The organism is Streptomyces sp. NPDC031365 (genome assembly GCF_055569765.1).
Map to the genome: position 1 here is coordinate 106,036 of NZ_JBVIIM010000012.1, position 20,064 is coordinate 126,099.

Here is a 20,064-nt window from a genome sequence, read left to right on the forward strand (position 1 = left end):
CTGCGCGATCCGGATTGGAGCACGGAACAGTGGGTACCCCGCCCGGGCAGGTACGTTCTCCGGAAGGGGCAGGCGCCATGGGCGTGCGCACCTGGATCGATTCCTGGCCGGTCTACCGCCAGCTCAGGGGGACCGACCCGCTGGGCTGCGGCGCCGCCGCCAAGAGCGGGCCGAGCGGGCGGCTCGCGCCCCGGGTCGCCACGGCGGACCGGGTCGTGAAGTCGGTCTGCCCGTACTGTGCCGTCGGCTGCGGCCAGAACGTGTACGTGGAGGACGGCCGCGTCACCCAGATCGAGGGCGACCCGGATTCCCCCATCTCACGCGGCCGGCTGTGCCCCAAGGGCTCGGCCAGTCTGCAGCTGACCACCGGGGGCGCGCGCGAACAGCAGGTGCTGTACCGGCGTCCGCACGGCACCGACTGGGAACGCCTCGGCCTGGACACGGCGATGGACATGATCGCCGACCGGGTGATCGAGGCCCGCCGGGCGGGCTGGCAGTGGGAGGTCGACGAGACCCGCACCCGGCGTACCCTCGGCATCGCGAGCCTGGGCGGGGCGACGCTGGACAACGAGGAGAACTACCTCATCAAGAAGTTGTTCACCGCTCTGGGTGCCGTCCAGATCGAGAATCAGGCGCGTGTTTGACACTCCTCCACCGTTCCCGGTCTGGGAACCTCGTTCGGCCGCGGCGGCGCGACCACCTTCCAGCAGGACCTGCGGAACTCCGACTGCATCGTCATCCAGGGCTCGAACATGGCCGAATGCCATCCGGTCGGGTTCCAGTGGGTGATGGAGGCCAGGGCCCGCGGAGCGAAGGTGATCCACATCGACCCGCGGTTCACCCGCACCAGTGCCCTGGCCGATGTGCACGTGCCGCTGCGGGCAGGCTCCGACATCGCCTTCCTCGGCGGGATCATCAATCACGTGCTGCGCACGGACGCGTACTTCCGGGACTACGTGGTCGCCTACACCAACGGCCCGGTGATCCTGCGCGAGGACTTCCGCGACACCGAGGACCTGGACGGCGTGTTCTCCGGGCTCGACGCCGACAGCCGCGGCTACGACCCGGAGACCTGGCAGTACCGGGGCGTCGATGTCCAGGCCGCCTCCGGACAGCGCGACCAGCAGTTCGACAGGCGCAACGAGTCCGCCCCCGACGTCACGGAGGCGGCACGCGGTGAGTCCCACGGCTCCGGCGGTCCCACGATCCCCGAGGGCGAGCCGGAACGCGACGAGACCATGACCCACCCCCGGTGCGTCTTCCAGGTCCTCAAGCGGCACTACGCCCGATACACACCCGACATGGTGGAACGGATATGCGGTGTCCCCCAGGACCTGTTCCGCCACGTGTGCGACATGGTTACCGAGAACTCCGGGCGGGACCGCACCACCGCCCTCGCGTACGCGGTCGGCTGGACCCAGCACACGGTCGGTGTGCAGTACATCCGCGCGGCGTCCGTGCTGCAGAGCCTGCTCGGCAACATCGGCCGGCCCGGCGGCGGCATCCTCGCGCTGCGCGGACACGCCTCCATCCAGGGTTCGACGGACATCCCCACGCTGTTCAACCTGCTGCCCGGTTACATCCCGATGCCCCACGCCCATCAGGGGCAGGACCTGGACGCCTTCGTCCAGGCCGACGCCGCGCCCAAGGGCTACTGGGGCAACATGCGCGCCTATCTGGTGAGCCTGCTCAAGGCGTACTGGGGTGACGCGGCGACCGCGGAGAACGACTTCTGCTTCGACTACCTGCCGCGGCTGACCGGCTCCCACTCCACGTACGAGACGGTCATGGCCCAGCTGGACGGCACCTGCAAGGGCTACTTCCTGATGGGCGAGAACCCGGCGGTCGGCTCCGCCAACGCCAAGCTGCAGCGCCTGGGCATGGCGAACCTGGACTGGCTCGTCGTACGGGACTTCTCCCTCATCGAGTCGGCCACCTGGTGGAAGGACGGCCCGGAGACCGAGACGGGCGAACTGCGCACCGAGGACATCGGCACGGAAGTGTTCTTCCTGCCGGCCGCCGCACACACGGAGAAGGACGGCAGCTTCACCAACACCCAGCGGCTGCTGCAGTGGCACCACCAGGCGGTGCTGCCGCCCGGCGAGGCGCGCAGCGACCTCTGGTTCACCTTCCACCTCGGGCGGATCATCCGGGAGAAGCTCGCCGCGTCCACCGATCCGGCGGACCGTCCGCTGCTCGACCTGACGTGGGACTACCCCACGGCGGGTGAGCTCGCCGAACCGGACGCCGAGGCGGTGCTGGCCGAGATCAACGGTCGTGACGCGGAGGGCGCCCCGCTGTCGGGCTACGAACAGCTCGCGGACGACGGCTCCACCTCCTGCGGCTGCTGGATCTACTGCGGCGTACACGCGGACGGCGTCAACCAGGCCGACCGCCGCAAGCCGGGCGAGGAGCAGGACTGGATCGCCGCCGAGTGGGGCTGGGCCTGGCCCGCCAACCGCCGGGTGCTCTACAACCGCGCCTCGGCCGACCCGGACGGCAGGCCGTGGAGCGAGCGCAAGGCGCTGGTGTGGTGGGACGCGGAGCGGGGCGAGTGGACCGGGCACGACGTCCCCGACTTCAAGAAGGACAGGTCCCCCGGTCACCGGCCGCCGAAGGACGCGTCCGGTCCCGAGGCGCTGTCCGGAACCGACGCGTTCATCATGCAGGCCGACGGCAAGGCCTGGCTGTACGTTCCGTCCGGCCTCACCGACGGACCCCTGCCGACGCACTACGAGCCGCAGGACTCGCCCTTCCCCAACCTGCTGTACGGCCGTCAGCGCAACCCCGTACGGCATCTGCTGCAACCGCCCCACCCGGACAACCGCTACCAGCCGAGCGGCGCCGAACCGGGCAGCGAGGTGTTCCCGTACGTCGCCACCACCTACCGGCTCACCGAGCATCACACGGCGGGCGGCATGTCCCGCTGGCAGCCCTATCTGGCCGAGCTGCAGCCGGAGTTCTTCTGCGAGGTGTCACCGGAGCTCGCCGCCGAGCGGGGTCTGGCGCACACCGGCTGGGCGACGATCGTGAGCGCCCGGGCGGTGATCGAGGCACGGGTGCTGGTCACCGACCGGATGGCCTCACTGACGGTGCACGGCCGCCGTCTGCACCAGGTGGGGCTGCCCTACCACTGGGGCCCGAACGGCTACAGCACCGGTGACGCCGCCAATGAGCTGCTGCATCTGTCCCTCGACCCCAACACACACATCCAGGAGGCGAAGGCGTTCGCCGTCGACATCCGGCCGGGGCGCCGCCCGAGAGGCCCGGCCGCCCGGGACCTGGTGCGCGCCTACCGGGCGCGGGCGGGCGTCGACGAGGAGACCGGTACGGGGATGTGAACTCACCCGAGGACGACGGTGTGCGTGCCCTGCGGGACGAGTTCCCCGACGACCGGGGCGCCCGGCACCTCTCCCGCCACCAGCAGCCCGCCCGAGGTCTGGGCGTCGGCCAGGAGCAGCCGGGTGTCCTCGTCCACGGTCCCGAAGTCGGTGAACGGCGTCACCCAGTCCAGGTTCCGCCGGGTGCCGCCGCTGACGTATCCGTCCCGCACCGCGTGTCGCGCCCCCTCCAGGTAGGGCACGGCGGCGGTGTCGATCACCGCGGTGACGCCGGAGGCGCGGGCGAGTTTGTGCAGATGGCCGAGGAGGCCGAAGCCGGTGACGTCGGTGGCGCAGGTCGCCCCGGCGGCCAGGGCGGCGGCGGAGGCGTCCCGGTTGAGGGCCACCATCGTGGCCACCGCCTGCTCGAACCGCTCGCCGGTGGCCTTGTGCCGGTTGTTGAGCACGCCCAGCCCGAGCGGTTTGGTCAGCGACAGCGGCACGCCCGGCCGGCCGGTGTCGTTGCGCAGCAGCCGGCCGGGGTCCGCCAGACCGGTGACGGCCATCCCGTACTTGGGTTCCGGGTCGTCCACGCTGTGCCCGCCGCCGACATGGCAGCCCGCCTCGGCGGCGACGGCCAGTCCGCCGCGCAGCACCTCCCGCGCGAGTTCCATGGGCAGCACGTCCCGGGGCCAGGCGAGGAGGTTGACGGCGAGGACGGGGCGCCCGCCCATCGCGTACACGTCGGACAGGGCGTTGGCGGCGGCGATCCGCCCCCAGTCGTAGGCGTCGTCGACGACGGGGGTGAAGAAGTCGGCAGTACAGACCACCGCTTGCGGCGTGGCCCCGGTCGGCGTCGGCAGGGCGGCCACGGCCGCGTCGTCCCCCGTGGCGGGCCCCACCAGCAGCGGGGTGTCGCCGGTGACGGTCACCGGCGCGGCGAGGCCGTCGAGTACGTCCTCCAGCTCTCCGGGCGGGATCTTGCAGGCGCACCCGCCGCCGTGCGCGAACTGGGTGAGACGAACGGGCGCTCGGGTCGGGGAGTGCATGTGCCTGGCTCCTTGTCGGGGATCGGGTGGGTGAGCCGGTAGCCTGGGCGGGCGGTGGAGGCGTGTGGGTGCCTGGTGGCCCTCCCGGTCTTCAAAACCGAGGTGCCCGAGGATCTCGGGCAGGCGGGTTCGATTCCCGTCCGCCTCCGCTCTCCGCGTCGACGGACCGGCAGCGCCGGGTGCGGTCGTCCACCCGTTCGGTGAGCCCTCGCCCGTCCAGGAACTCCAGCAGCGGTACGGCCACCCTGCGGGTGGTGTCCAGGGCGCGGCGGGCCTCGCTCGGGGTGAACGGCTGCGGAAGGCCGCGCAGGACGGCGGCGGCGCGGGTGTCCGCTCCGGGCAGCAGGACGATGCCGTCGGCGACCCGCAGCAGCGCGCCCGCCGTGACGGCGGCGGCCAGTTCCCGGCGACCGAGGCCCAGTTGGGCCAGCCGTCCGGCCTCCGGTGCGTGGAAGGGCGACCGCTCGAGGTCCGCCCGGAGGGCGTCGACGGCGGCCCGGACCCGCGGCGGGAGGGCGGCCCCCTCCTGGCCGGGACCGTGCAGCCGCCCGTGGCTCCGGTGCAGCGGCACCGCGCCCGGGGCGTCGGCGAGGGCGTCGACCAGGGCCCGGTCGGGCAGGCCCAGCAGCCGGCGGGCCGTCTCGGTGGGCAGTCCGGGGTCCAGCGGACGGCACGCCGCGTGCCGTTCCACCTCGGCGCCCAGACGCTCCCGCAGCGCCGCCCAGTGCTCCGGGTCGGCCAGCCACTCCCCGGCCACGGGCGGTACGGGGGCGGCTGCGCCCATGGCCTCCAGCTCGTCGCGGCGGACGAGGCGGCGCCGGCGCAGTTCCGCCGCGCCGTCCGGGTGGCCGGTCATGTCCGCCAGTTCGGCCGCCCGGGCGCGGGCCGCTCCGCGCCGGGTCAGCTCCGGTGGCCGGACGTCCAGTACGGTCACCCCGCACGGTGTGCGCCGTCGTCCGCCGGGTTCGCGCAGCACCGCCCGGTCCCCGACCCGCAGGGGCAGCCTCCGGGCGGCCGTCAGCCGGGCCGTGTCCGCGCCGAGCGGCCGGACGGTCACCGGGACGGCCGCGGTACCCAGGTGCAGGGTGGTCCCCCGCGGGAGATCCCCGGCGGGCGTTCCGGTGACACGGACGTCGAAGGTCCCGGTGAGCGGCCAGCGGTCCGGCGTCAACAGGACCTGGCCCCGGCCCAGTCGGGAGTCGGGGACTCCGTGGACGTTGACCGCCACGCGCGCCACCCCGCCCACGGCCGAGCGGTCCTCCCGCAGGCACTGCAGCCCCCGCACCCGCAGTCCGGTCGTACCGTCGCCCGTCACCAGCCGGTCGCCGACGCGCAGGGTGCCCGCGCCCAGGGTGCCGGTGACGACCGTCCCGTGACCGTGCACGGTGAAGGCGCGGTCGAGCCACAGCCGTACATCCGCGTCGGCCGGCGGGACGGGCAACGCGCCTGCGAGGCGTGCCAGTTCCTTGCGCAGCTGTTCCACTCCGGCGCCCGTCACCGCGCTCACGGCGACGGAGGGCACGGCGCCCAGGGAGGTGGCGGCCATGCGTTCCACGGCGTCCACGCGCACGGGTTCGGGGTCGGCCAGGTCGGCGCGGGTCACGGCGAGCACGGCGTGGCGCACGCCGAGCGCGTCGAGGATCTCCAGGTGTTCCTGCGACTGTTCCTGCCAGCCCTGGTCGGCGGCCACCACGAACAGCACCGCCGGCACGGGTCCCACGCCGGCCAGCATGGTGGCGACGAAACGTTCGTGACCCGGCACGTCGACGAGGGCCAGGTGCTCGCCGTCGGGCGGGTCGAGGCGGGTCCACACGAAGCCGAGGTCCAGGGTCAGGCCCCGACGGCGCTCCTCCTCGAACCGGTCGGGTTCCATCCCGGTCAGCGCCCGCGCGAGGGCGGACTTCCCGTGGTCGACGTGCCCGGCGGTGGCCAGTACCCGCATGCCCGCTACCTCCTCCCGACGGACCGGACGGCCTCGGCGAGGCGCTCGTCGTCGGCCGCGGGCACCGCCCGCAGGTCGAGCAGACAGCGCCCGGCGTCCAGCCGTCCCACCACGGGGTCCGCTCCGGTGCGCAGAGCCCCGGCGTACCACTCGGGCAGCGACAGGGCGGCGCTGGGCAGGGTCACCCCGGGTGCTCCGCCCCCTCCCACGGTCGCCTCGCTCGGGACGGCCCGTACGTCGATGCCGTCCGCTCCCAACAGGGCCGCGAGCCGCTCGACGCGCCGCGTCAGCCCTTCCGGGGCGGAGCCGAGCGCCTCGGCCGTCGGGGTGGCGGGGCCGGTCAGGGTGGCCTCCAGCGCGGCCAGGGTCAGCTTGTCCACGCGCAGGGCGCGGGCGAGCGGGTGCCGGGCCAGTGCGCCGATCAGCTCCTGCCGCCCCAGGAGCAGTCCGCACTGCGGCCCGCCCAGCAGTTTGTCGCCGCTCGCCGTGACAAGCGCCGCCCCGGCCGTCAACTGGGTCCGGGCGTCGGGTTCCTCGGGCAGCAGCGGATGCGGGACGAGCAGACCGGACCCGATGTCGACGACGACCGGGACGCCCAGCGAGGTGAGTTCGCCGACATCCGCCGCTCTGGTGAATCCGCTGATCCGGAAGTTGGACGGGTGGACCTTCAGCACGAAGGCGGTCCCGGGTCCGACGGCGGCGGCGTAGTCGGCGGCCGTCGTCCGGTTGGTGGTGCCCACTTCGCGCAGTCGGGCGCCGGTGGACACCAGCAGGTCGGGCAGCCGGAAGCCGTCGCCGATCTCCACCATCTCCCCCCGGCTGACGACGATCTCGCGCCCGGCGGCGAGCGCCGTGGCGGCCAGCACCAGGGCGGCGGCCCCGTTGTTGACGACGTGTGCGGCCTCGGCGGCCCCCGCGGCGGCGCGCAGGGCGGCCAGGGCGGTACGGCCCCGGCGGGCCCGGACGCCGGTGCGCAGGTCGAGTTCGACGTCGGTGGGTCCGGCCGCCTCCTGCACAGCCTGCCGGGCCGCCGCCGAGAGCGGGGCCCGGCCGAGGTTGGTGTGCAGGAGCACGCCGGTGGCGTTGATCACCGGCCGCAGACCGCCGGCCGATGCCGGGAGCAGGGACACGGCCGTGTCGGCGACCGCGTCCGGCGCCACGGTGCCCTCGCGTGCCCGCTGCTGGGCCTGGTGGACCGCCGACTTCACCCGTACCGCACCCAGCCGGCGGGCCGCCCGGAGCAGACGCGGATCGCGCAGCACGGCGTCGGTGCGCGGGATCCGCCGTCGCACGTCCGTGTCTGCGCCTGTCCCCATGGGGTCCACCCGAGTCCTCCGTTCAGGCCCGGTAGCCGGCCGGACCTTCATCGTCCACCAGTGCCCCGGGCCGGGCACACGACACGCCGGGACGCGGCCCGGCGGCGAAGCGTCCCACGTATGGACGGGTCCGCCCGGATCAGCGCGCCGTCTGCCGCCGGCGCGCCACCCGCGCGGGTCGCGCTGTGTCGGGTGCGGGGGATCTCGCGCGGCGGTCCGCCGGCCGGCCCGTCCACCGTCCCTTCCGCCACGTTCACCGGGCGCGGTTCACTCCTCCATCCGCTGCGGGAGGCTCACCTGACGCGCGCCCGGCCGGACGGGCGCGCGTCACACTGCCAGGGAGGTGCCTGGTTCCGTACGGGTCCCGCCGCACACGTGGGAACGCCGGCGGGTGCGGGGGCCGGTGGGCGCAGTACCCTGGCCGTATCCGGCCCCCGGGAGCTGACCATGTGGAAACGCAGGAAGCACGCACGGCGCCCGGAGACCTTCGCGCCGGAACTGTGCGACCTGTGCGCGGCCACGTTCCCGGCGGGTGAGGCGGTGCGCGGATACGTCGCGGACTCCTCGTCCGTCCATCCCACCGACGAGTGGCACGACGGTCTGCGCTGCGTCACCGCCTGCTGCGAGGCTCACCTCGACGTGATCAGGGAGGAGTACGGGCGCCGCCCGTTCGTGGACGAGGAGCTCTGGGCCGCCAAGATCGACCGGGTCATGACGTCCGGCCCGTCGGCGCTTTCCATGGGCCGGCTCGCCCGCCGGACCGGGCTCCACGAGCCCGACATCCGGCGGGCGATCGCCTGGCACAACGAGCGGCGCCGCCGGATGGACGAGTGACCGGCGCCGGGTCGGCCCCGGGCAGCGGAGGCGGCGGGTGCGCCCCCGCTCCTGGTGGTCCCTCCCGCTCGAGCGCCGCCGAGCAGGACGAGGCGACCGGCAACGCCGCCTGCCGGCTGCCGCGGCTCCAGGCGGCGTGTCGAGGGTGACGGGGCATGCCGCCGTGTGCCGTGCTCAGGTGTCGCGCGGCGGGATGGTCGGGGACCGTGCCCCCGGGGGGTCCGTCGGTCTGGCGGACACGTATGTGCTCCTTCTGCGGGTGTGGGGACTGTCGGCGAATCCGTCCGGGGCCGTGTTCCCGGCCACGGTGGTCAGGCGGTCGCCGGGGCCGCCGGTCCGACCAGTTCGGACAGCACGTCCTCCATGGTCACGAAGCCGATGACGGTGCCACTCTGTCCGACGGCGGCGGCCAGATGGCTGCCTTCGGCCCGCAGGGCGGTGAGCGTGTCGTCGAGCGGCGTGTCGATGCGTACCCGGGTGACCTTGTGCAGCGCGGTGCGTGGGAAGGGCCGGTCGCGGTCGGTGACGCCGAGGGTGTCCTTGACGTGCAGATAGCCGAGGACGGCGCCGTCGGGGCCGGTGACCGGGAAGCGGGACAGGCCGGCCTCGGCGGCCAGCCGTTCGAGCCGGGCCGGGGTGATGGTGTGGTCGGCGGTGCGCATCCGCGGCACGGGGACGACGATCTCGCCGACCGGGCGGGTGCCCAGCTCCAGGGCGTCGCGCAGCCGCTGTCCGTCGGCGGGGCCGAGCAGACCGGCCTCGCTGGAGTCGACGACCATCCGGGCGAGCTGGTCGTCGGTGAAGACCGACTCCACCTCGTCCTTCGGCTCGACGCGCAGCAGCCGCAGCAGGACGTTGGCGAAGGCGTTGATGCCGAAGACGAACGGCCGCAGCGCCCGGGTGAGCGCCACCAGCGGCGGACCGAGCAGGAGGGCGCTGGGCACGGGTGCGGCGAGCGCGATGTTCTTGGGCACCATCTCTCCGATGAGCATGTGCAGATACGTGGCGAGGCTCAGGGCGATGACGAACGCGATCGGGTGCACCAGGCCCTGCGGGATGTGCACGGCCTCGAAGCCGGGCTCCAGCAGATGCGCGATGGCGGGTTCGGCGACCGCGCCGAGCACCAGGGAGGAGACGGTGATGCCGAGCTGGGCGGTGGCCATCATCGCGGACAGGTGTTCCAGCGCCCAGAGCGTCATCCGGGCGCGCTTCTCGCCCGCCTGGGCGCGTGGTTCGATCTGGCTGCGGCGCACCGAGATCAGGGCGAACTCGGCGGCGACGAAGAACGCGTTGGTCAAGAGGGTCAGGGCGCCGATGGCGAGCTGCAGGGCGGTCATCGGGCTCCCTCCATGGACTGGGCGATCCCGGCCATGGCCGGTTCGGTGACACGTATCCGGTCGGCGCGGTGGTGTTCGACCTCCAGCACGTCCAGCCGCCAGCCGTCGAGGTCCACCACGTCGCCCTTGACGGGGATGCGGGCCAGGCGGGTGGCGATCAGTCCGGCGGCGGTCTCGTAGGGGCCGTCCGGCGCGGTGAGTCCGATGCCGGCGAGCCGGTCGAGGCGGACACTGCCGTCGGCCTCCCACACGGCGCGTCCGTCCTCGGTGGCCGGGGCGGGTGCCAGGTCGGGGGCCTCGAAGGGATCGTGCTCGTCGCGGACCTCGCCGACGACCTCCTCGACGATGTCCTCCACGGTGGCCACACCCGCCGTGCCGCCGTACTCGTCGATGACGACGGCCATGGTGCGGTGCGCGCGCATCCGTTCCAGCAGCCGGTCGGCGGGGAGGCTGTCGGGGACCAGCAGGGGCGGGGTGGTCAGCTCGGTCACGGGCGTCCCCGCACGCCGCTCGGGCTCCAGGGCCAGTACGTCGCGGATGTGGACGGTGCCGACCACCTCGTCGAGGCTGTCGCGGTAGACCGGGAAGCGGGACAGTCCGGTGGCGTGGCTGAGCGCGGCGGCGTCGGCGGCCGTGGCGTGCGCTTCCAGGGCCTTGACGTCGACCCGCGGGGTCATCACGTTCTCGGCGGTCAGCTCGCTCAGGTGCAGGGTGCGTACGAAGAGTTCGGCGGAGTCCGCCTCCAGGGCGCCCTCTGCGGCCGAGCGCCGGGCGAGCGCGCCCAGTTCCTCGGCGGTGCGCGCGGAGGCCAGTTCCTCGGCGGGCTCCAGTCCGAAGCGGCGTACGAAGCGGTTCGCGGTGCCGTTCAGATGCCCGATGAACGGACCGAAGGCGGCGGTGAACGCGCGCTGGGGTCCCGCGACGACCTTCGCGACCGCGGCCGGCCGGGAGATCGCCCAGTTCTTCGGGACCAGCTCCCCGATCACCATCAGCACCACGGTGGACAACCCCACACCCAGCAGGGTCGCCACGGTCGGGGCGGCGGCGCCGAGGCCGGCCGTGCGCAGGGGGCCGCGCAGCAGCGCGGCGAGGGACGGCTCGGCGAGCATGCCGATCACCAGTGAGGTGACGGTGATGCCGAGCTGGGCGCCGGACAGCTGGAGCGTCAGACGCCGGACGGCGCGCAGCGCGCTCTCGGCGCCGCGCTCGCCGGCCCTGGCGGCACGCTCCAGCTCACCGCGCTCGACGGTGGTCAGGGAGAACTCCGCGGCGACGAAGACCGCGCAGGCCAGGGTCAGCAGCAGGGCGAGCAGGAGCAGCAGGACCGCGGTCACCGTGCCACCCCCGCTCCCTCACTGGCCGTATGGCACGGACGGGCGGTGGTGGCACGGCTGCTACTGGGAGGATCACCCATCGGGTAACCGTCGCTCCTTTTCGGACACGGGGGAGTCAAGTGGTGGAAGCAGGATGTCCTGCTTCCACGCCAACTGTAAAGGAGCCGCAAAGTCACCGTGTCAGGCACCACGGCCTCGCCGCACCGGCGCCGCTCCCGCCGGGGCGAGAACGGTGTGCGCCGTGACCTGCACGAGTGGCGGCCGGGCACCCATGCCGCCGACCGCCTCCGGGCTCGCGCCGGAGGTCCGTGTGAGCTTCTCCGGCACGGCCGTCGGGGTGGTGCCCGCCGCCCTTCGGCGGAGCCGGCGAGGGCCTCGTCGCCCCGGAGCCGGGCCTCGTGCACGAGGCCCGGCAGGAGCGCGGACGGTGTCCCCGCCACCAGCGTGGCCTTGGCGGCCGTCGCCGTCGGGGGACCGCGGCCGGGGTCGTGGCGGTCGTGCCGCCCGGAGTGCTGGCCGCAACCCGGTCGGGGTGACCGCCACCCCGGCGGCCACCAGGGCGCCCGCGGTGAGGGTGGGGCGTCCGCCGAGGACGGTGCCGTCCGCCGAAGGAGGTCGCCGGGGCAGGGGTCGGTTCAGGGCCTCACCGAAACAGCCGTCCGGGGCAGGACGCCCGCGCTGCGGGAGTACGCGCCCGTGCCGCGCGGGGCGCCCGCACCCGTCCGGACGGGTGCGGCGGCGTCAGGTGATCTCCAGTACGTCCTTCACGGGGCGGCGGGGGGTGGCGGGGCCCCGCGGACCGTAGCCGAGGCGCAGCACCATGTGCACCTGGCCGGTGCCCGACGCCGGGTCGCGGGCCAGCAGCCGCAGTTCCGGCGCCTCCAGGGCGTGCGAGGTGAGGGACGTCGCCAGGTCGGCCAGGGTGGCCTCCAGCAGTACCCGTTCCAGGGCCTGCCCGGCCCGCAGCCAGTCCGCGGGGCCTTCACCACGGGTGCTCAGCAGGGCCAGGTGCGGTGCGCTCTCGAAGGCGGTGGTACCGCGGTCGGCCACCGCCCGGCGGCCCGCGAAATCCCGGACAGGGGCCCGGCCGCCCTGCTTGCGCGGCCCGAAGGCGTACTCGGGGACGCCGTCGACGGCGGTGTCCGCCTCGGCACCGAGGCGGGTCCAGCGGAGCACGTCCTCGTTGGCACCGAAGTCCGTGCGGTCCCGGCTCTCCGCGTCGCGGACCAGGTCGAGCACGGTCTCGGCGTGCCAGGAGCCGGGAAAGAGCAGCATGGCGCCCTCCTGGGCCGCGGCCTTCTCCAGGACGGCCCGCACCTCGCCGGGGATGTCCTTCTCGGCGAAGGGCTGGCGGCTGGTGTGCCGCTGCCGGACGGCCGGGTACAGTCGGCTCAGCTCGACGTCCGCGGGGCGGTGCGGGACCGGGGCGGACAGCCGGACGGCGGCGAGCAGCAGGGGATCGCCGGGCTCGGGCAGGAGGGCCGTGTCGGCGACGAGGTCCGAGTGGGCCGTGGCGACCCGCAGGTTGAACAGTGCCGCCCCGCAGCCGATGTGCAGCGCCCGCCGGTCGGGATCGGAGCGGGGCATCGCCCGCTCCGGGTCGGCCCGCAGCAGCAGGAGACGCTCCGCTCTGCGGTAGCCGAAGCGCCACGGCTGCGCGTTGTGCATCGACGGTGCCGCGGTCGCAGCAGCGACCAGCGTGGCCACCGTCTTGTCGTCGAGTGGTCGCGAAGCCATCCCATCCTCCTCGCACCGGCCGGCGGGCGCCCGGCCCCCGGTTACCCGATCGGGTTCCCTTTTCCCTCGTCCGGAACCCGGTCCGCGCGGCGCCCCGGACGACCGCGCCGCCTTACCGTACGACGGGGCACCGGTGGTGAGCGGGATGCCCGGGTCCTCGCGCCGGTCACAGGAGCCAGCGGTTGCGGTTGACAAGGGGCAGCTGCGCCCAGGCCCGGCCGAGTCCCCAGGTGGCGCCGGCGCCCGCGGCGGCGAGGGCGACGAGGACGACGGCGTAGATCAGGTGGTAGTCGGCGAACGGGTTCGTCGACATGCTCGGCGAACCGTCCGAGAGCTGCTGGGCCGGCGGCCATTCCGCGATCCACATCAGCGCCATCATGGCGGTGCCGGCGACCGCGGCGAGCCGCAGGCCGATGCCCGCGACCAGTGCGAGTCCGGTGCCGAGCAGACCGAGCATGAACAGCCAGTCGGCCCAGGCGGCCCCGGCCCAGGAGTGGAACGTGGACTCCATCGGCCCGACGGCGACGCCGCTGAGGAAACCCTGGGTCGGCGAGCCGCCGTCGGTCCATCCCCTGTCGGAGGGGGTGGCGTAGCCCAGGCCGAACGTCTTGTCCAGGAACGCCCACAGGAACACGAAACCGGTCAGCAGGCGGAGCCCGGCGAACACGTACGCGCCGGTCGCGGTGGCCGCCCCGGTCGTGGTCGCGGTGGGTGCGGGGGCCCTGCGGGCCCGGCGGTGCGGGGACGGGACGCGGAGGCCCGGAGGGCGGCGGGGGTGGTCGTGGACTGCCATGGTGCTCATCCCTTCAAGGGGGTGGCGCCGGATCTGGATGGCTTTCGGTGCTCCTTCAATGTCTCGCGCCCCCGGCTTCCGCCGGAGGGGCCCCAGGGCCCGGGCAGCGGGTCCGAACGGCCCTCGGTCCGGGACCTCTCGGCTGTCAGCAGTCCACCTCCGCCAGGTCCACGCCGTACAGGCTCCGTCCGCCGACGAGTTCGCGCCCGGTGACCAGTTCGGGTTCGATGCGGACGAAGACCTCCTGCCGCGCGGGCACCCAGGAGACCGGGCCGGTGCGGGACAGCCGCTCGCGTTCGACGGGGTCGGTCACCACGGCGGCCGGGCCCGTGACGACCACGCTCCATCCGGCGTGCCGGGTCGCGTCGACGTCGTCGGTCTCGAAGGCGACCACCGCGCCGTCGACCGCGTGGACCAGCGCCGAGCCCGCCGCGGTGCGCAGCAGCACGGCACCGTCGCGGTCCAGCGCGAAGTTGACCGGCAGCACGGCCGGCATGGCCCAGCGCGTGTAGACGATGCGGCCGACGGGCACCGTGGCCATCAGCCGCAAGGCTTCCTGCCGCCCGAGTTCACGGAAACCGTCGTTGGGATACATCTGCCAGTCCGTCCGTTCGTCGCCGGTACAGCGGTGCTGCGTCCTTCCACCCTGGGCCGGTGGCGCCCCGGATGTGAGGGCCGACGGTCCCCGTTGATGCCGGAGAACGGCCCGGTGTCCCCGCCGCCGGCGGGCCGGGCGGTCCGCACGGACCCCTCAGAGGTCGACGACGAAGGGCTGTTCCGTCCAGATGACCTTGCCGGCGGAGGTGTGGCGGGTGCCCCAGCGGTGGGCGAGCTGGGCCACGATCATCAGTCCGCGTCCGCCCTCGTCCGTGGTGCGGGCATGGCGCGGGCGCGGTGATGTGCCGCTGCCGTCGGATACCTCACAGATGAGGTTGCGGTCCCGGATCAGCCGCAGACCGACCGGTCCGGACGCGTGGCGGATGGCGTTGGTGACCAGTTCGCTGACGATGAGCTCCGTGGTGAACGCCAGGTGGTCCAGACCCCACTCCGACAGCTGCCGGACCGCGGCACCGCGGGCGTCGCCGACCGCCGCCGGGTCGCCGGACAGGTCCCAGGACACGACCTGATCCGGCGATAGGACCCGGGTCCGGGCCAGGAGCAGCGCGGCGTCGTCGGGCGGCGGCCCGGTCAGCAGGGTGTCGACCGCGCGCCGGCCGGTCTCCTCCAGCGTGGGTCCGGGCACGGCGAGCACGTCACCCAGCCGCGAGATTCCCACGTCGATGTCCCGGTCGGCGGTTTCGACGAGGCCGTCGGTGTAGAACGCCAGGAGACTCCCTTCGGCCAGCTCCAGTTCGACGGATTCGAACGGCAGGTACCCCAGGCCGAGAGGCGGTCCCGCGGGCAGGTCCAGGATCTCGGTGGTGTGCCCGGGGGTCACCAGGACGGGCGGGAGATGACCCGCGCGGGCCAGCGTGCACCGTCCGCCGACCGGGTCGTACACGGCGTACAGACAGGTGGCACCCATGAATCCGGCGCCCGCGGCCGCCGCCTCCTCACTGTCGTCGTGCGCCCCCATGAGGCCGATGACGAGGTCGTCGAGATGGGCGAGCAGTTCGTCCGGGGGAAAGTCCAGGTTGGCGAGCGTACGCACCGCGGTACGGAGCCGCCCCATGGTCGCCGCCGCGTTCATCCCGTGTCCGACGACGTCCCCGACGACGAGGCCGACCCGGGCCCCGGACAGCGGGATGACGTCGAACCAGTCGCCGCCCACGCCACTGGGGACGCCGGCCGGCCGGTACCACGACGCGACGTCGAGCGCGGATCCGCCCGTCAGGGCCTGCGGCAGCAGGAACTGCTGCATGGCCCGGGACGCGGTGCGCTCGCGGGTGAAGCGGCGGGCGTTGTCGATGGACACCGCCGCGCGGGAGACGATCTCCTCGGCGAGGCGGACGTCGTCCTCCTCGAAGGGCGCGAAACGCCGTGACCGGGCGAAGGTCGCCACGCCCAGGGTGACGCCGCGCGCCCGTACCGGGACCACCATCAGCGAGCGGAAGTCGTAGTTGAGGATCGACGCGCCCAGTGAGGGGTCCTCGGTCACCCAGGGGCTGGCGGCGCGGTCCAGCGTGCGTTCCACGAGGGTCCTGCTCTGCAGCAGGCAGCGCGTCACGGGCGAGGAGTGTGCGCGCCGGACCGCTTCCCCCACGGCAAGGGAGCCCTCCGGGCAGCCCTCGCGCAGCGATGCCTGCCCCGCGCGGCGGATGACGGGTGCCATGCCCACCGGGCCCGGAGCGGGTTCCTCGCCCCTCATGACGGAGTCCAGCAGGTCGACGGCGACGAAGTCGGCGAGGGGCGGCACCGCCTCGTCGGCCAGTTCCTGCGCGGTCCGCCGGATGTCGAGCGTGCTGCCGATCCTGGCGCCGACGTCGTTCAGCAGGGCCAGGCGTTCCTGGGCACGCCGGCGTTCGGTGACGTCGATGAGCATGTACAGGATGCCCACAGTGCGGTCGCGGCGGTCCTTCAGCCCGAAGAAGGAGGCGGAGATCGCACGGGCACGCTCGGGATCGTCCGTGGTGCGGAACTCGCAGTCCATGACGGGATGTCCTGTGGTCAGGACCGAGTGCATCTTCTCCTCGAAGAGGGCGGCCTCCGCCGGGGGCAGCACATCGCCCACCTGCCGTCCCAGACGGTCACCCAGGGGCACCAGGCGGTCCAGCGGATCGTTCACCCAGACGTAGCGCAGATCGGTGTCCAGCACCGCCAGGCCGACCGGTGCATGGGCGAGGAACGAGGTGAGCATCAGCTGGCTCATACCTCCCCCGGGCATCCGCCAGAAGGCCCGCTTCGGCGGCCGGCCGACGTACCGCCCGAACACGAGGGCGGCGGCCGTGGCCATCAGGACACCCGGGACCATTTCGTAAATACCCGATTCAAGGGGTCCCAGCAGGGGGTTGACGCGGTCCCACAGCAGCACGGTGCCCGCACCCGCCACGATGCCGGCCATGGCTCCCGCCCAGGTCATGCGGGGCCAGTACAGCGACAGCAGGACGACCGGGCCGAAGGCGGCTCCGAAGCCCGCCCAGGCGTGGGCGACGATGCTCAGCAGTCCGTCGCCCCTGAGTGCGACGACGAAGGCCACGAGGATCACCAGGACCACCGTGCCGCGTCCCACCCACACCAGCGTTCTGTCGGTGGCGCGCCGGTTGAGGAAGGCCCGGTAGAAGTCCTCCGTCAGCGCCACGGACGACACGAGGAGCTGGCTGTCCGCGGTCGAGATGACGGCGGCGAGCACGGCGATCAGCATCACCCCGGCGACCCACGGGTTGAGCAGGGCCTGGGACAGGGCGATGTACACCGTGTCGGGCGCGGCGAGCGAGGGGACGAGCTCCCCGATCCCCGCCAGGCCGACGAGCGTGGCGCCGGCGAGCACGACCACCACCCACGCGGTCGCGATGCGACGGGCCGCGGGGACGTCCCGGACGCTGCGGATGCTCATGAAACGGGCCAGGATGTGCGGTTGGCCGAAGTAGCCGAGGCCCCAGGCGAGCAACGAGGCGATCGCCACGACACCGAGCGTCCCGTCGGCCGACCACAGACCGCCCCCGTAGCCCACCCGGGCCCCGGGATCGCGCAGTGCGGGCTCCCGGCTGTCGAGCGCGTCGCCCAGGGCGCCGAAGCCGCCGAGGGTCACCAGGGCGGTCACGGGCAGCACGACCAGCGCGACGAACATGAGCGTGGCCTGCATGACGTGCGTCAGGCTCACCGCCAGGAAGCCACCCAGGCACGAGTAGATGACGATGACCAGGGCGGTGAGGGTGACTCCCAGCCCGAAACGGAGATCGAATACGGTCTCGAACAGCAGTCCGCCCGCCACCAGGCCGCTGCTGACGTACAGGGTGAAGAACACCAGCGTGACCGCGGCCGAGACCAGCCTGAGCATCCGGGTGCGGTCCTCGAACCGCTCCTCGAGATAGGCGGACAGGCTCACGGCGTTGCCGGCCCGCTCGGTGTAGGTGCGCAGCCGCGGTGCGACGAAGAGCCAGTTCAGATAGGTGCCGGCCGCGAGGCCGAGCGCGATCCAGGCGGAGCCGATGCCTGCCGCGTAGACGGCCCCGGGAAGCGCCAGGAACAGCCAGCCGGACATGTCGCTGGCCCCCGCGGACAGGGCGGCGACGGACGGCTTGAGCCGGCGCCCGCCCAGGGCGAAGTCGGAGAAGGTGCGAGTGCGCGTCCAGGCCCAGAGCCCTGTCCCGACCATGGCGGCCACGTACAGGATGAACGTGGTCACGATCGGCGCACTCAAATTGAACATCTGGTCCTCGCCCGGGAAGTCCGCGATCAGTGGTACGCCCATCCGTCAAGCCGACAGTTCGCCAGTTTGGCGTCAAATCTACCGATTTAACACCTACGCAACCATGTGGGCGCTCACGACGTGACTCCGGGGCCGCCGGACACCGGCCCTGGGCGCGTCGTCCACGGCGCGGTGACGTGCGGAGCGGGGGCCCCGTCCCGCCGGCCGGTACGGAAACCCACCGGACCCGTCACCGACATCCCCCACGGCCTCCACCCCGGACAAGGGCGACAGGAACTCCCGGCCACGCCGCCCCACCGAGCACGCGGACCACCCGACCCGTCGGCGGCATCCTCCGCAGCCTCCGTACGGACCCGCGGGCCGGCCGGGCCGGAGCACGTGGCGGGCCCGCGCCGGTCAGGGTCAGGTCACAGGGGTGTGGCCGCGTACAGGATGAGGGCCATCGTCACGGCGGAGTTCGCCGACGACATCGCGGACACGGCGGCCCCGGCGGCGGCGCCCCACGCCGCCAGCCCCACCAGGGTGAACAGTGACGGCCAGCATCGCACCGCCGGGGCGGGCCGCAGCAGGGCCGCCACCCGGCGCGGCACCGGACCGGCCGCGGCGAAGCCCGCCAGGGTCGGGACCGGAAGGCCCCGCGACACCAGGGCCGCCCTGCCGATCGCGTGCGCCACCACGCTGCGACTGCCGACCGCCTGCGCGGCGTCCTCGTCCGCCCACCGTTCCGCCGTGAACGTCACCGCCGTCCGCAGTGGCAGCAGGAAGGGGTTGGCCCGGGCGGCCAGCTGGACCGCGAGAAGGAAGCGGTGGTGCCGGGCGGCGAGATGGGCCCGTTCGTGCGCGAACAACGCCCGGCGTTCGGCCGGTCCGAGGTGCTCGAGCAGCCCCGTGGTCACCACCACCCGGTCCCGTCGCCCGCCCGGCAGCGCGTACGCGTACGGCACGCCGTCCGGGAGGACCGCCACCTCGGTCTCCCGCAGCCCGGCCAGCGCCCGGTGGGCGCGGCGACGCACCCGGCGGTGCCGCCACAGCGTCCGGCCGCACGCCACCAGGACCGCGCACAGGGCGGGGATCGCGGCCTTCCCGACGACCTCGTCGTACGGGACCGCGGCGCGCACCTCGGGGTCCGACCAGCCGTCGGGCAGGGGGTTGCCGGGCAGCTGGGCGGTGCCGACCACCATGACCAGCCCCAGGCACACCGTGCTGCAGACCGCCATCACCGCGGCCACCCCGGTCAGCAGCCGGGTCGCGGTGCGCGGGTGCAGATGATGCTCGGCGAGGCGCGCGATCGGCCAGGCGGTCAGGGGCAGCACCAGCGGCAGGAAGACGAACACCCCCATGGCGGTCAGTCTTCCCCGTCGTTCCCCGGCCGGCCCAGCAGCTCCCGCAGGAGGCGTTCGTCGTCCGGCCCGAGGCCGGTGACGAAGCTGGCCAGCACCGCCTCCCGGTCGCTCTCGGCGTCCAGCACCTTGCGCATCTTGTGCGCGGCCAGGCCGGCGTGGTCCGACGCGGGTGTCCACGCGAAGGACCGGCCCGCGCGCGTACGGGTGACAACGCCCTTGGCCAGCAGCCTGGTCAGGATGGTGATCACGGTCGTATAGGCGAGGTTGGTGCCGAGGCGTTCCTGCACCCAGCCGGCCGTCACCGGGCCGTCCGCCTCCCGCAACGCCGACAGGATCAGCGCCTCCAGCTCGCCTTGCCCCCGCCGCCGGGAACGCTGCCGCTGCTCCGTCACGCCCTGACTCCCTTCCGCCACCCCCGGTCTCCCGGGCGGACATCGTATCGACGCCGTCCCGGTATCCCGCGCGGCCCACAGGGGCCCACACGTGCTCTACAGTGATGTAGAGCCGTGACCCGGGCCCCGGAGAAGGAGCAGGACTTCCATGTTCGGACTGAGCGAGCTGGCCGTCATCCTCATCGTCGTCATCGCCGTCCTCGCCGCCAGGAAACTCCCGGAACTCGTCCGCTCGGCAGGCAAGTCGGCCCGCATCCTCAAGGCCGAGACCCGCGCCCTGAGGTCGCCCGCACCCGAGCGGACCGAGTACCCGGGTGCCACGCCGCCGCAGGACGGCAGGCCGTAAGCCGCATCCCTG

Annotated in this window: 13 protein-coding genes, 1 tRNA gene and 1 pseudogene; 4 read left to right on the top strand and 11 right to left on the bottom strand. The window is 73.6% G+C overall.

What is annotated here, in order from left to right; translation table 11 throughout:
- Positions 1-77 precede the first annotated feature (77 nt).
- Positions 78-3,341: a formate dehydrogenase gene (gene fdh, locus ACZ5C2_RS19590; RefSeq protein WP_468792540.1), complete on the top strand. Its 3,264-nt coding sequence runs from the start codon at positions 78-80 to the stop codon at positions 3,339-3,341.
- A gap of 2 nt (positions 3,342-3,343) precedes the next feature.
- On the opposite strand, the gene selD is transcribed toward fdh, so the two are convergent.
- Positions 3,344-4,369 (bottom strand): selenide, water dikinase SelD, encoded by a 1,026-nt coding sequence (gene selD, locus ACZ5C2_RS19595; protein ID WP_468792542.1) that lies wholly within the window; start codon positions 4,367-4,369, stop codon positions 3,344-3,346.
- A gap of 56 nt (positions 4,370-4,425) precedes the next feature.
- Between selD and ACZ5C2_RS19600 the strand changes: the two genes are divergently transcribed.
- Positions 4,426-4,518 (top strand) — tRNA-Sec (locus tag ACZ5C2_RS19600).
- A gap of 41 nt (positions 4,519-4,559) precedes the next feature.
- On the opposite strand, the pseudogene ACZ5C2_RS19605 reads toward ACZ5C2_RS19600, so the two are convergent.
- Positions 4,560-6,311, bottom strand: a pseudogene (locus ACZ5C2_RS19605) (SelB domain-containing protein); the annotation flags it as partial.
- Between the two features lie 5 nt (positions 6,312-6,316).
- Positions 6,317-7,627: an L-seryl-tRNA(Sec) selenium transferase gene (gene selA, locus ACZ5C2_RS19610; protein ID WP_468792545.1), complete on the bottom strand. Its 1,311-nt coding sequence runs from the start codon at positions 7,625-7,627 to the stop codon at positions 6,317-6,319.
- A 447-nt stretch (positions 7,628-8,074) separates the two neighbouring features.
- On the opposite strand from selA, the gene ACZ5C2_RS19615 reads away from it, so the two are divergent.
- Positions 8,075-8,461, top strand: a complete 387-nt coding sequence (locus ACZ5C2_RS19615) for a hypothetical protein (RefSeq protein WP_468792548.1) — start codon at positions 8,075-8,077, stop codon at positions 8,459-8,461.
- 311 nt (positions 8,462-8,772) lie between these two features.
- Here ACZ5C2_RS19615 and ACZ5C2_RS19620 read toward each other — a convergent pair whose 3' ends face one another.
- From ACZ5C2_RS19620 to ACZ5C2_RS19655, 8 genes are all read right to left on the bottom strand, one after another.
- Positions 8,773-9,798, bottom strand: coding sequence for a hemolysin family protein (locus ACZ5C2_RS19620; protein WP_468792550.1), 1,026 nt, complete (start codon positions 9,796-9,798; stop codon positions 8,773-8,775).
- A complete protein-coding gene (locus tag ACZ5C2_RS19625) occupies positions 9,795-11,132 on the bottom strand; it encodes a hemolysin family protein (RefSeq protein WP_468792553.1) in 1,338 nt (445 codons plus the stop codon). The genes ACZ5C2_RS19620 and ACZ5C2_RS19625 overlap by 4 nt, the downstream gene beginning before the upstream one ends.
- 741 nt (positions 11,133-11,873) lie before the next feature.
- A complete protein-coding gene (locus ACZ5C2_RS19630; protein WP_468792555.1) occupies positions 11,874-12,869 on the bottom strand; it encodes an Acg family FMN-binding oxidoreductase in 996 nt (331 codons plus the stop codon).
- A 166-nt stretch (positions 12,870-13,035) separates the two neighbouring features.
- Positions 13,036-13,662, bottom strand: a complete 627-nt coding sequence (locus ACZ5C2_RS19635; protein ID WP_468792767.1) for a hypothetical protein — start codon at positions 13,660-13,662, stop codon at positions 13,036-13,038.
- A gap of 145 nt (positions 13,663-13,807) precedes the next feature.
- Complete coding sequence (locus ACZ5C2_RS19640) at positions 13,808-14,257, bottom strand: pyridoxamine 5'-phosphate oxidase family protein (protein ID WP_468792558.1); 450 nt, start codon at positions 14,255-14,257, stop codon at positions 13,808-13,810.
- Between the two features lie 156 nt (positions 14,258-14,413).
- Positions 14,414-17,971 carry a sodium/proline symporter PutP gene (gene putP, locus ACZ5C2_RS19645; RefSeq protein WP_468792769.1) on the bottom strand — a complete coding sequence of 1,186 codons (3,558 nt, stop codon included), beginning with the start codon at positions 17,969-17,971 and terminating at the stop codon, positions 14,414-14,416.
- 407 nt (positions 17,972-18,378) lie between these two features.
- Entirely contained in the window at positions 18,379-19,311 is a 933-nt protein-coding gene (locus ACZ5C2_RS19650) for a M56 family metallopeptidase (protein WP_468792560.1), read from the bottom strand.
- 5 nt (positions 19,312-19,316) lie between these two features.
- Complete coding sequence (locus ACZ5C2_RS19655; protein WP_468792563.1) at positions 19,317-19,706, bottom strand: BlaI/MecI/CopY family transcriptional regulator; 390 nt, start codon at positions 19,704-19,706, stop codon at positions 19,317-19,319.
- A gap of 148 nt (positions 19,707-19,854) precedes the next feature.
- Between ACZ5C2_RS19655 and ACZ5C2_RS19660 the strand changes: the two genes are divergently transcribed.
- A complete protein-coding gene (locus ACZ5C2_RS19660) occupies positions 19,855-20,052 on the top strand; it encodes a twin-arginine translocase TatA/TatE family subunit (protein ID WP_468792565.1) in 198 nt (65 codons plus the stop codon).
- Positions 20,053-20,064 lie beyond the last annotated feature (12 nt).

What these genes read in the sequence shown, in the direction of transcription:
- selD (WP_468792542.1), bottom strand. Translation starts at nt 4,369, where the DNA reads ATGCACTCCCCGACCCGAGCGCCCGTTCGTCTCACCCAGTTCGCGCAC.
- selA (WP_468792545.1), bottom strand. Translation starts at nt 7,627, where the DNA reads ATGGGGACAGGCGCAGACACGGACGTGCGACGGCGGATCCCGCGCACC.
- ACZ5C2_RS19615 (WP_468792548.1), top strand. Translation starts at nt 8,075, where the DNA reads ATGTGGAAACGCAGGAAGCACGCACGGCGCCCGGAGACCTTCGCGCCG.
- ACZ5C2_RS19620 (WP_468792550.1), bottom strand. Translation starts at nt 9,798, where the DNA reads ATGACCGCCCTGCAGCTCGCCATCGGCGCCCTGACCCTCTTGACCAAC.
- ACZ5C2_RS19630 (WP_468792555.1), bottom strand. Translation starts at nt 12,869, where the DNA reads ATGGCTTCGCGACCACTCGACGACAAGACGGTGGCCACGCTGGTCGCT.
- ACZ5C2_RS19635 (WP_468792767.1), bottom strand. Translation starts at nt 13,662, where the DNA reads ATGGCAGTCCACGACCACCCCCGCCGCCCTCCGGGCCTCCGCGTCCCG.
- ACZ5C2_RS19640 (WP_468792558.1), bottom strand. Translation starts at nt 14,257, where the DNA reads ATGTATCCCAACGACGGTTTCCGTGAACTCGGGCGGCAGGAAGCCTTG.
- putP (WP_468792769.1), bottom strand. Translation starts at nt 17,971, where the DNA reads ATGTTCAATTTGAGTGCGCCGATCGTGACCACGTTCATCCTGTACGTG.
- ACZ5C2_RS19650 (WP_468792560.1), bottom strand. Translation starts at nt 19,311, where the DNA reads ATGGGGGTGTTCGTCTTCCTGCCGCTGGTGCTGCCCCTGACCGCCTGG.
- ACZ5C2_RS19660 (WP_468792565.1), top strand. Translation starts at nt 19,855, where the DNA reads ATGTTCGGACTGAGCGAGCTGGCCGTCATCCTCATCGTCGTCATCGCC.